At 51.0% G+C, this 11967-nt stretch carries 8 protein-coding genes; 5 read left to right on the top strand and 3 right to left on the bottom strand.

Annotated elements, in window-relative coordinates:
* Positions 1-4: 4 nt before the first annotated feature.
* The gene (locus BMZ51_RS13845; protein WP_068002355.1) at positions 5-226 is read left to right on the top strand and encodes a ribbon-helix-helix domain-containing protein; all 222 of its coding nucleotides are present in this window, start codon (positions 5-7) and stop codon (positions 224-226) included.
* Here BMZ51_RS13845 and BMZ51_RS13850 read toward each other — a convergent pair.
* A complete protein-coding gene (locus BMZ51_RS13850) occupies positions 219-4181 on the bottom strand; it encodes an AsmA family protein (RefSeq protein ID WP_068002359.1) in 3963 nt (1320 codons plus the stop codon). The two genes, BMZ51_RS13845 and BMZ51_RS13850, sit on opposite strands and share 8 nt — an antisense overlap.
* Before the next feature lie 172 nt (positions 4182-4353).
* Positions 4354-5775: an FAD-binding oxidoreductase gene (locus BMZ51_RS13855; protein ID WP_068002362.1), complete on the bottom strand. Its 1422-nt coding sequence runs from the start codon at positions 5773-5775 to the stop codon at positions 4354-4356.
* Positions 5776-6120: 345 nt separating this feature from the next.
* Between BMZ51_RS13855 and BMZ51_RS13860 the strand changes: the two genes are divergently transcribed.
* The 4 genes from BMZ51_RS13860 to BMZ51_RS13875 all read left to right on the top strand — a co-directional run bounded on the left by BMZ51_RS13860 (position 6121) and on the right by BMZ51_RS13875 (position 9852).
* Positions 6121-7728, top strand: a complete 1608-nt coding sequence (locus BMZ51_RS13860; RefSeq protein ID WP_068002848.1) for a chloride channel protein — start codon at positions 6121-6123, stop codon at positions 7726-7728.
* Positions 7729-7818: 90 nt separating this feature from the next.
* Positions 7819-8688 carry an AraC family transcriptional regulator gene (locus BMZ51_RS13865; protein ID WP_068002365.1) on the top strand — a complete coding sequence of 290 codons (870 nt, stop codon included), beginning with the start codon at positions 7819-7821 and terminating at the stop codon, positions 8686-8688.
* Between the two features lie 94 nt (positions 8689-8782).
* Positions 8783-9532, top strand: coding sequence for an AzlC family ABC transporter permease (locus tag BMZ51_RS13870; RefSeq protein ID WP_068002852.1), 750 nt, complete (start codon positions 8783-8785; stop codon positions 9530-9532).
* A complete protein-coding gene (locus BMZ51_RS13875) occupies positions 9529-9852 on the top strand; it encodes an AzlD family protein (protein ID WP_068002368.1) in 324 nt (107 codons plus the stop codon). Before BMZ51_RS13870 ends, BMZ51_RS13875 begins: the two co-directional genes overlap by 4 nt.
* 164 nt (positions 9853-10016) lie before the next feature.
* Here the strand turns inward: BMZ51_RS13875 and BMZ51_RS13880 are convergent, their stop codons facing one another.
* The gene (locus BMZ51_RS13880) at positions 10017-11837 is read right to left on the bottom strand and encodes an aminopeptidase P family protein (RefSeq protein WP_068002371.1); all 1821 of its coding nucleotides are present in this window, start codon (positions 11835-11837) and stop codon (positions 10017-10019) included.
* Between the last annotated feature and the right edge of the window lie 130 nt (positions 11838-11967).

Genomic DNA, 11967 nt, shown 5'->3' on the forward strand with positions numbered 1-11967 from the left:
GTCAGTGAGCCTCAAGAAACGCTCTATAACACTGCATGGACATAGAACCAGCATTACGCTGGAACCAGAGTTCTGGACAGGCCTGGAAGATTTGGCCCGTCATCAGCAAAAGAACATCACAGCAACCATCGCTGCGATCGATGATGAAAGAACCCCCGATAACAATCTTTCAAGCTGTATTCGCGTTGCCGTACTCAAACACTTTCAAATTAAAAACACTAATTAACCTGCAACAAGCGCCCACCTGGCAATTCAATAAACTTAGGTGCGCCACGTCCCTCCGCTGGTAAATCCTGCAGCGGGCCCTCTAAAATCTGATTATCATTTCCAGCATCATATATGCCGAGATTCTTCGGAGCACCTGACTGAATAATCGGGCCAAGTAAATCTATCTCGCCAGACGGAACTGTCGTTTCAACAACATCCCCAATCAACACTGGCGCGTCCAAGGCAGGTAAGTCAGACTTCGCTTTCGGTTTCGGTGGATCCACAATCGAAACAGAGGGGCTACCTGACTTTTTTGCAGAGGCATCTCCCTCTAGAACCGAGCGAATCCGTGCCCCAAAGTCCTGAACAGATGTCTTCTGTTCACTTTCTACGGTTACTGCTTCGCTGGCCCTTTGTGCGTCCTCAGCAAGCTCTAGAGCCTCCAGCGCCTTGGCCTTGCGGGCTGCTTCGTCAGCTTCGGCTCGCGCAGCACTCTCTTTTGCATCTTGCACAGCCTTGGCTTTACGTGTGGTTTCTTCCTCTTGTTTGCGCTTCAGTTCATCGAGCATGCGTTCTTGCTCGGCAATTCTGAGTTGCTCTTCTTCGATGCGCTGTACGTTAAGCTCAATTGCCCGCAGGTTTAGATAGGAAAGTAACGGTCCTGTATCCAGTTTACGCCTCGGGCTTTCCAGTGACCCAGAATATAAAATAGCAACCTGCGGCTCTGCTCCAGCAACCTTTTGAGCCTCATCGCGTGTTTTCATGGAAACATCACCATTTAGTTCCCACTTTTCTAAATCGATAAGCGCGGAACCAAACAATGTGGTCCCCGCAGTATCCACTGAGATGTTACGCGCGCGGATACGGCCACTGGCAATCCCTAAGGATCCATCAACCCGATTAAATTTCACAGAGCCAGCATCAAGGTGATCGGCAAAGGTTTTTTGAATAGCGGTCCCATCCAGCTCAAGCCCGGCATCCGCTGCTTTGATAACCAGATCAAAAGCCTCAGGGTTAACACGGCGGATCTCTCCATCGGTGAGATTAAAGGTGCCACCACCTGACAGTCCTGCCACCAAACCTGAAATCGTACGCCCACTGCCTTCAAACTCGGTAATTGCCTGCAGCTTCCCGGTTGCTAATGCACGCCCGTCATCTGTCCAGGCCAGTTCGGCAAAGTCAGCATCATCCAATCGGAAGCGACCAGAGAGAGTAGCCTGCCCCTGATCTCGCTGTAGATCAAATGCACCGGAAAATGTGCCGCCAGCAAACCGGCCCGCACCTTTGCTAACCGAAAGCAAGTCCGGGCGCAGGCGTAGCTGACCACTTGCTGCATCAAGACGAAACTCATCGCTAAACACCGCTCTGTCGCTCTTCACATCAAGCGTTAGGTCCACCCCATCAATAAGGCTCTGCCCCAGTGCCTGAGACGACCAGACAGAATCTTGCTGCAACACTCCCGCCCAAACATTAGACCCCAGCAGCAACTCACTCAGGCTGCGCATATCAAGCTCAGACAACTCCAGCTTTCCAGAGGCTTTAACCGGGCCAGTCTTGCTCCAGGTCCCCTCCAGGTCGCTTTTTAAAATCATATTTGCTAACTGACCCTTCAAATCAGAAAGCGTGAAGGTACGACCGGTTCCGGCAGCTTTGCCAGATAGGTTGACTGTAAGTGGACCAGCATAAATTGGATATACTTTGCCAAATGCTAATCCGTAGGCTGCTAAATCATCAGATTGTAGCGCAACATCAGCACTCCATACTGCATCAGAGCGCTGCGGGACACGCACTGTCCCTTCTGACGTTATCTTCATACCCACCAGGTCACTGGAAAACCCAAAGCCTAATTGATCGCGCGGGCTTCCAGAAACAGAAAGTCGAACTTCGCCGGGGTGAAGTTGCGTAATTGGAATAGCGCTGAAACCAAGCTGTCGAAGCACTTTAACGCCATCTTTTCCGCCAAGAGTAGCTTCTGCATAAAGATCGCCTTCAGCAAAGTCATCAATACGGCCTTCAAAGGTTCCGTTCAAATCAAGATCACTGACCCCAACCTCACCAAAAAGGTTCAGTGACATGTCTGTCCGTCCCTTTTCAGCATAAGCAGTCAGTTCAGCTTGCAGCTTTGCAGGTGCCAGAGCGGGCGCAGCAACCTTCAACCGTTCAATGAGTGGATTATCAGGCGCATACTCTTCAAGCACAGCCACGGCACCACCCAAAGATGATGCTGTCAACGTTCCTTTGATGTTCCCCTGAGGCGTCGTACTTAGGTCATCAATACGGCCCTTCATGTCTACATAAGCACCTGCAAAATCGCGTATTTTCAGCTGCTCGATAGACAGCGCATCTTCGCTCAGACTCGCGCTTACAGCCATACTCTTTGCATTCACACCACTGGCAACCAGCTCGTCAGCGTAAAGGCGCACAGACATATCAACCGCGCTTGGCTTGATCTTCTTCCCAGTAAAGGCCTCAACATAACGCTGGATTTCATCCAGATTTACACGGTCGCTATCCATATCAACCGTGATGAGCGGGCTGCGATCCAATGGGTGCTCAAAGGAAATCAGCCCCACACTGCGCACATTTCCTGCATCGATACGCAAATCTGGAAGACGCAGAGCACCAGAGCCCGCCTCGACACGTCCCTTCAAAGACACGGAGGTCAAACGCTTAGATGCATCCTTACGCTCGCCAAGCCACCAGTGCGCCAGTTGATGCGGCTGCCGAGAGGCAACCTCCCAATCCCCCTGATACCCAGCGGAATCACTCAGGTTCAGGTAGCCGCTGGTTTGAAATTGGCTTCCACCAGGCAGTTCACCTGAAAGCTCTTCAATCTTCCAGCCCGTCCCTGTCGCTTCAAGCAGTGCACTCAAATTCGAAACAACAGAGCCCCCAGCAACAACAACCGGAACGTTCAGGTCCATCTGACCTTTCACATCCAGCAATGGAATTCCCTGTAATCCGCCTGTAATTCTTGCCAGCACCTCAGTTGCCGGCACCAAAGGATGCTGCGGTCCACCGCCAATCATGCGGTCCAGATCCACTTGTTTAAACTCTGCGACCGCCTGAAATTGTCGTTCAGGACCAAACTGGTAAACTCCGCCGCCCTCAGCTGTGATTGGCCGATCTTCTGAACCCAGGCGCAACGTGCTTTCGGTCAGCTCCAGCCGCTCACCATTTACTGTGAACTTGCTCCTGCCCGCCCACTCAAGCTTTTCAGAGCCTTCACTGCGCACAGATTGAGCCTCAACATCACCGGTATAAGAGACCACGCCATTTTCGTGTTTAAGGAAACCATCTGTCGTAAACTGAGCTGCAACATTTGCAGGGTAAACCTGAGTTTTGATACGGATCTGACCACCGCGTTCAAGTCGGCCACTTCCGATCTTCAGCGTATAAGGCACTCCGTCATATCGCAGGGCTCCCTCAGCCTTGAACGGCCCCTGTAAGCCACCAGCATAAAGTTCAAGGTTTGCATTTTTTGCCTGGTGAACTTCGCCGGTTCGTGCATCAGTCAGCGCGACAGAGCCATTAACAACACTAACCGCTTCAAGAACGAGGGAAGCAGGGTCCAGTTCAGAAATAACAGAGCGACGGGAGCTTGCCTGCAGAACATCAAGGCGCCCCTCCTCATCCAGAGAAAGGTTAAGCTCTGGTTCTGTGAGCTTCATCTGGGTAACATGCACTTCTCCACGTAAAAGCGAAGGCAGCTCGATACGTCCTTCAAACCCTTTAATGGTCATCAAAGGGTCTTCCACCGCACCAACACGCACATCAGAGAGCTTCACAAAAGGAGCAGGCAAAAGCTGGACATCTGTTTCACCAAGGATCGTCACCTCGTGCCCCAGAATCTTCTCACCATAGCTTTCAAACATCGACCGATAAGCTGACCAATCGATGACCAAAGGGCCAACCAGCGCAATAAACAGCGCTAAGATCAAAGTCCCACCGACGGTGATATAAACCGAATTCAACGTTAAGCTCCTTTACCCAACGCAAACGTCACGCCTTGCCGTTCTGTCCGCTTCTGAGCTGCATGCAAACACTTGTTTGTCTATGTGAATTACAGCACGAGCATGGCGACAGCAACGACTTAAGGCAATGTTTACGAATGGAACAGAGCAAGTGCGTGCTTATGGCACTTGTTTACTTGGTATCTAAGGCAATAATTTTCCCAGGATTCATGATATTCAGCGGGTCTAAACTACGTTTAATCGCCGCCATCACATCCACGCCTGCTCCATGCTCTGTAGGCAAATACTTCATCTTCCCCTGCCCGACACCATGCTCGCCAGTGCATGTACCGCCCATCTCAATTGCCCGGTAGTTTAAGCGTTCCACAAACGCTTCCGTCTTTGCTATGTCGGCTGCATCACTCATATCGGTCAACACGAGGACATGAAAATTTCCATCGCCCACATGGCCAACTAACGGGCCAATAAGACCATTTTTCTCGATGTCTTCGTGTGTGGCCGTCACACAGTCTGCAAGGCGAGAGATTGGCACACATACATCTGTCGAAAGTCCTGTACGCTCTGGGGCAAGCCCAAGCCCTGCCCAGTACGCATCATGGCGGGCTGCCCAAAGCCGACTGCGCTCTTCTGGGTCGGTCGTCCATTCAAATTTTTTCAAAGAGTTTTCTGCAGCAATCTCACCAAATCGCTCAGCCTGCTCCCTCACGCTCGCTTCCGAGCCGTGAAATTCCACAAGAAGCAACGGTGATTCTGGTAGACACAGCTGTGAATAGGCATTCACGGACTGGACTGTTAAAGCATCAAGCAGCTCAATGCGTGCAATCGGAATACCATATTGCACAGCCTCAATAACGGTATTGCAGCAGTCAGAAATACTATCAAAGGAAGCAATCCCGCCTGAAATTGCTTCAGGTATACCCTTCAGCTTCAGCGTAATTTCCGTGATAATGCCCAGCGTGCCTTCAGAGCCCACCATCAGCCGCGTCAAGTCGTAACCAGCAGAGGATTTCTTCGCGCGGCTCCCGGTTTTCACAAGGCTTCCATCTGGCATAACCACGCTCAACGCCAAAACCATATCTTTCATTGTGCCATAAAGGACAGCGTTGGTTCCTGAAGCGCGGGTCGCAGCCATCCCCCCAATCGTGGCATCAGCACCTGGATCAATTGGGAAGAACAAGCCGGTATCGCGAAGGTATGCGTTCAGCTGCTTTCGCGTCACACCCGGCTGCACAACACAGTCCAGGTCCTCCGCGTGAATCGCGACAATCTGGTTCATTTGAGAAAGATCTAACGAGATACCGCCGTACGGCGCGTTCAAATGCCCTTCCAGAGAAGACCCGCTCCCAAACGGAATAAGGGGAACACGTAGGCGCGCACAAAGTTTGACAATCTCGCACACTTCTTCGGTTGATTGCGCAAAGACCACAGCATCCGGAGGCTGGTTAGAAAGCCATGAGGTTGTATGCCCGTGCTGCTCTCGCAAACTCATCGAGGTCTGACAACGCTCGCCAAACCGTTCAGTCAACAAAGCAATCGTTTTGCTGATGCCCTCTTCATTACGCGTCAATTCAAGCTGCATACCCGGCAAAGACATTGCAGTTCCCTTCTCGCCTCAACCGCTCCCGGTACAAAGCATCGTTCCCAATATTAGCACGAGCGCGTAGTTCGCCAACGGCATTTCAACGAATTATAGTGGCCTGCCTCACCATTTCTATTGAGCTTTCGGCGAGACCATAGCCCTCACACCCAACAAAACCGCATTGGCTAAAGCCGGTCTTTAAGTGTTTCTCAGTGCTTATGGAAAATAATGCGCATCAATCAGCAATTGAAAGCATCTCCTGATTGGCGTTTCCTAGGGAATCTCGTTAAAGAAGATGCCAGTCACTCATTGTTGCATCAAGCAACTATTCTTAACCGAGCTAACGTGCTGAAAACCGCAATGAAACTAGCATATAAATGGATAGAGCCGAATATACGTCTGTTCATGTCATCGCGGCTGCCACTTGTGTGGTTTCTGGCACTCATCATCGGCGCCACTGTAGGTGGTTCGGCAATTCTGTTTCGTATCGGGATAAGCCTCGTTCAATGGACATGGCTTGGAACGACATCAGAGCGCATGATCAGCGCTGCAAGCGAGCAGCCTTGGTATGTAATCATTCTTGCGCCCACCATTGGCGGTGTAATCGTTGGTTTGCTCCTTTACACAATTCAAAAAAAGCAGCGTGCTGGCGGCGTGGCCGATGTGATTGAAGCGCGTGCACATGGCGGCACTGGCCTGCCGTTCTGGCCCGGCATCAGCTCGGCATTCATCACTCTCATTTCACTTGGCAGCGGTGCAAGTGCTGGCCGCGAAGGTCCCGTGGTTCATCTGGGCGCTACGCTTGGCACTTCAATATTTTCCAAGTTAAACCTGCCAGACTCCACAATGCGAATTTTACTGGCAGCAGGTGTGGCAAGCGCTGTTTCTGCAAGTTTTAACGCGCCCATCGCAGGGGTCTTGTTCGCGCATGAGGTGATCTTGGGACACTACGCAATGACAGCGTTTGTTCCCATCGTGCTTTCATCAGCGATGGGAACATTAGTCTCCCGCCTCTATTTTGGGGATGTAGCGGCCTTTATTGTTCCTGAATATCAAATCAATACATACTGGGAGTTCCCAGCATTTGTATTGCTTGGCATAATTTGCGCAATTGTAGCCATCACCTTCCAGTTCGCGCTGATCGGGTCCGACTGGATCGCACGCAACGTGAAAATGCCAGTCTGGTTGCGACCCATTGTTGGCGGTTTGATGGTTGGCTCGATCGCGGTCTTCTACCCTGAAGTCATTGGCGTGGGATATGAGGCCACAGATGGCGCACTCAATTCAGAACTCCCCCTCACCTTGATGCTATCCTTGCTTGTTGCGAAAACGGCAGCCACTGCAATCACTCTCGCCTCGCGATTTGGTGGCGGAATATTCTCGCCCTCGCTGTATCTAGGAGCGATGACAGGTGGGGCCTTTGGCATAATTGCAGCAAACAACTTGCCAGAGATGGCGTCCAGTCACGGCCTCTATGCTATCTTGGGTATGGGAGCTGTTGCATCGGCAGTGCTGGGCGCTCCAATTTCAACCACAATGATCGTGTTTGAACTCACCGGTGGCTATGAGCTTTCCATTGCATTGCTGATTGCCGTTTCCATCTCCACCGGTCTCAATCAGGCGATCCACGGACGCTCCTACTTCCATTGGCAGTTAGAAATGCGCGGTGTAATGCTTCAAGATGGCGCCCATAAATGGCTGGTGCGTATTGTGCATGTAGAGGACTTCGCAGACCCTCCAAGAGCTGACGGTGAAACCACATTTGATCCACAATCTCAAGGCTCGTTCCTCGCACCACTGGACACACTCGAAAAAGCTCTCAAAACATTTGATGATGCTGGCAAATCAACATTGCCCGTCATCGATCCGAAAGAACCCACTAAAATTATAGGGTATGCCAGCCACATAAAAGCTTTGCGCTATTTCAACTCGGCACTCATCCAGGCGAATGTTGAGGAACATCGCTAGGCAAAGTACAGATAATCTCCCTTGACCCATTTCGATAAAGACAGCAATTTCATTCAAGACACGAATGTCATTGCTAGGTAATTTGGGTCAATGAAGACAGTAACTCAACAAGCTGCATTAGAAGCAACGCCACTACATACGGGAGAGAATGCACAATTTTGGAGTGCACCCCGTTTCGATGGACTGGAATGCCTTGCCGCCAGCTTCAAAACCCATGTTTATGAGCCGCATACGCACGATACGTTCGTTGTCGGAGGGATCCTGTCTGGCTGTCAGTACTATTGGCAGCGTGGCCAGCAGATCTTTGCAGGCCCTGGCGATCTGGTCTTCGTCAACCCGTTTGAGCTTCACGATGGCATACCCGAGGGCCATGGTTACACCTACCGGATGACATATCCGAGCGTCTCACTCTTACAGAAAATTTCAGAAGACCTGACAGATAAGCCTCAAAATGGAACTCCATATTTTCCAGAGGCTCGCGTCCATGATCCTTTGTTATGCCAAGAGTTTATTGAAGCGCATAAGTCCGTACAAAATCGAGCTGTTGATCTGGAAGCTGAAGAGCCGCTCTATATGATTTTCGCTAGGATGCTCGCCAAATATGCAAGCTTCGACGAAAACCAAATAGGCACAAAAGACCCAATCGCAATTCAGCTCACACGTGAATACTTGGAGGAGAGCTTTATGGCGAGCGTCCATCTCGACGATCTGGCAAAGCTCGCAGGGCGGTCCAAATATCACCTGATCCGTTCCTTCAAAAAAGCGACCGGCCAAACACCTCATGCCTACCTGACCGATGTAAGAATCCGCAACGCAAGGCGCCTCCTCGTTAGAGGGTCATCACCAAGCGAAACGGCAACTCTATGCGGCTTTGCCGATCAGGCTCACCTGACACGACAATTCAAATCTCGTATCGGCACCACACCTGCTGCATTCCAAAGGTCTGTCACCTCCATCTAATTACCCAATGATATCAATAAATTAAAAATAGCAATTTTGTTCAAGACGCTACCAACTGCCTCCTCTAAAACCGTATGAGCTTATGGAGGCTTTTGTGAAAAATAATCAAAACAAGTCAGTGACCAACACAAGCCCGAACGAATTTATTCTCGGCGTCACAACTTTCTTTCCCCTCATCTTTGCCGTCGCTCCGATTGGCTTGCTGTTTGGCGCTCTTGCAGCTCAAAAGGGCTTATCTCCCCTCGAGGTCCTCCTCATGGGCTCTCTTGTCTTTGCCGGAGGCTCTCAGTTTGTGGCACTTGACCTTTGGTCTACTCCAGTGCTGTGGTTCACAATCGCATTTTCAACGTTTTTGGTGAACCTGCGCCATGTGCTCATGAGTGCCTCGCTCGCCCCCAAGCTTGGGCACTGGACACCCTTACAAAAATATATCGGCTTCTTCATTCTGGCTGATGAGGTTTGGGCGCTGTCTGAACGAAGGGCCATGAAACAAAGAACCTCCTTCAGCTTCTATATGGGGGTTGGAGCAACACTGTACATCACATGGCAGATCGCAACATTTACAGGCAGTCTTGTCGGGGCAGTTATGGGAGATCCTTCCCAATATGGGCTAGACTTTGCTTTTACTGCGCTCTTCATCTGTCTGGTCATGAATTTTTGGCAAGGCCGAAAGACGGGCGTTATTCTAGCCGCCAGTGGCCTTGCAGCAGTGCTAACCAACAAATTCGTTCCCGGTGCCTGGTATATAATCGCAGGTGCAATAGCTGGCGTCGTGGCCGCCTCAATCCAGCATGAGGAAAAGCCCAAAAGCCTCTCTAAATTCGAAGGAGCGCAACAGTTATGATCTCAGAAATCTTTTCCGTTGATCCCCTTGTGCTCTTTACCATTGTGGCAATGGCATTAGGCACTTACCTAACCCGAATTGCGGGCCTTATCCTGACAAAATTCGTTGTGTTCTCTGACCGCACTGAAGCAGCATTACAAGCTGTTCCACCTGCGATCTTAATGTCAGTCGTTGCCCCAATGGCCTTTGCAACTGGCGTTGCAGAGACCACAGCTACCGCAGCAACAGCCCTTGCCGCCCTTAAGTTGCCGATGCTCGCCGCCATGGCAATCGGCATAGTCTGTGTTGTTGTTTTAAGAACGGCTTTTCTCGCAATTTGAAAGCGCTAAGCCTAACCCCTGAAGCATCCAGCCCACCTTAAGCCACTCGCTCATGGCAGTGTTTGGAAGTCTGTAGCGTTCACCGTTTCAAACAAAGCCTTAAAAGCAAAAACCCCGCTCCAACCAGAGCGGGGTTTTTAGCTTTGTCCTAGAAGCTGTAAGAACTATGCAACTGGACGGGTCGCTTCATCCAGCCATGCGCGTGTTTCTTCGTCAAGCAAAGGCCCAACCAGCTCACGCACGCGTCCATGATAGGCATTTAGCCAATTCAGTTCGAACTCAGAAAGCAACTTGGTATCGACCATGCGCAGATCAATTGGAGCAAGCGTCAAAGGCTCAAAGCCAAGCATCTCCAGATCACCGCCAACGATTCCAGCAGCAGGCGTTACCAGCTCAAGGTTTTCAATCCGAATGCCGTACTCCTCAGCACGGTAATATCCTGGTTCATTGGAAAGGATCATACCTGGCTTCAGAGCAATGTTGTTCGGCGCTTTAGAGATACGTTGCGGTCCCTCATGAACTCCCAGGTACGAACCAACACCGTGACCAGTCCCATGGTCAAAGTCGAGACCCTGTTTCCATAGCTCAATACGAGCAAGCGTATCCAATTGCGATCCGGTTGTACCCACAGGGTAGCGCGCGGTGGCAATGGCAATGTGCCCTTTCAAGACCAGCGTGAAGTGCTTGCATTGCTCGCCAGTCACAGCACCAACTGCGAGTGTACGAGTGATGTCTGTCGTGCCATCCTCATATTGCGCTCCAGAATCAATCAAGTAGACACTGTTGAGCTCAATCTGCAGGTTGCTGTCATAACTTACCCGGTAGTGGCAGATCGCCCCGTGAGGGCCAGCAGCAGAGATCGTATCGAAAGAGACATCCTTGAGCGCACCAGTCTCGCGCCGGAACTCTTCAAGTTTCTGCGCAACAATAACTTCAGTTAAGCCACCCAAAGGCGCGGTTTTCTCAAACCATGCAAGGAACCTTGCATAAGCAACCCCATCGCGAAGATGCGCCGCTTTAGCTCCCTCAATCTCCGCCTGATTTTTCACAGCCTTTGGCAGCAGTGTTGGCTCTTGGCCTTCAACGACTTCGCCGCCACTTTCACAAACCGCGTCGAAAAGCGCCTGTCCAGCAAGCCCAGTATCAATCAAAACCCGCTTTCCATCAGCCCCAAGAGCTTTCAAAGCCGGCACCAGTTCAGCTGGTCCAGCAATATCTGCCAGCTCACTCAACTCATCGCGAACTTCATTGGAAAGCTTACGCCCGTCAATGAACAAAGACGGCTTCCCTTTGGAAGGAACCAGCGCAAAAGACAATGGGAGCGGTGTGTGCGTGACATCGCTTCCGCGAATATTCAGCAACCAGGCAATAGAGTCTGGTTGGGTCAACAACGCAGTATCAGCTTCATTCTCAGCAATAGCGTCGCCAATTCGCTTCAGTTTGTCTGCAGCGCTTTCACCAGCATACTGCAATGGATGCATATTCACTGCGCCAAGCGGAACTTCTGGCCGATCAGCCCAAACACTGTCCACTGGATTGGTCTCAAGACCCACCAGCTCAGCACCAGCCTTCTCAACAACTGCCTTCAAGTTACGAACCTGCCGCACAGTGTGAAGCATTGGATCATAGCCAATCTTCTGGCCTGCTGAGACATTTTCAAGCAACCATGCGCTCAGCGGTTCGTCATGAAGGTGGCGATAAGCAAATGCATCTTCTTCCACCTGCTCACGAACCTGAATGGTGTAGCGGCCATCGACAAAGATCGCGGCTTGATCAGCCAAGACGCTTACAACACCAGCAGATCCCGTAAATCCGGTCAACCATTCCAACCGGCAATCACAGTCAGGCACATACTCTCCCTGATGCGCGTCTTCGCGAGGCACCAAAAACCCGTCAAGCCCACGAGAGGCCAGCTCTTCTCGCAGCGCGGCCAATCGAACCGGCCCGCGAGATTTATCATTTACTGTATCGAAGCTCTGAAACATAGCTGTGAGGCTAATGCTGATCGCACCACAACTCAACAGATCAATTCAAAGCTCCTCAATGGATTTTCAGGGTTCCCGGCAGGCAAAAGAGCGCAATGGAGCTTAATCAGCATAAGCCCTAAGCGATATA

This window comes from Pseudovibrio axinellae (assembly GCF_900110875.1).
In the GTDB taxonomy this organism is placed as follows: domain Bacteria; phylum Pseudomonadota; class Alphaproteobacteria; order Rhizobiales; family Stappiaceae; genus Pseudovibrio; species Pseudovibrio axinellae.

Excerpts from the sequence above, each read along its gene's own strand:
- BMZ51_RS13855 (WP_068002362.1), bottom strand. The coding sequence starts at position 5,775 with ATGTCTTTGCCGGGTATGCAGCTTGAATTGACGCGTAATGAAGAGGGC.
- BMZ51_RS13860 (WP_068002848.1), top strand. The coding sequence starts at position 6,121 with ATGAAACTAGCATATAAATGGATAGAGCCGAATATACGTCTGTTCATG.
- BMZ51_RS13865 (WP_068002365.1), top strand. The coding sequence starts at position 7,819 with ATGAAGACAGTAACTCAACAAGCTGCATTAGAAGCAACGCCACTACAT.
- BMZ51_RS13875 (WP_068002368.1), top strand. The coding sequence starts at position 9,529 with ATGATCTCAGAAATCTTTTCCGTTGATCCCCTTGTGCTCTTTACCATT.
- BMZ51_RS13880 (WP_068002371.1), bottom strand. The coding sequence starts at position 11,837 with ATGTTTCAGAGCTTCGATACAGTAAATGATAAATCTCGCGGGCCGGTT.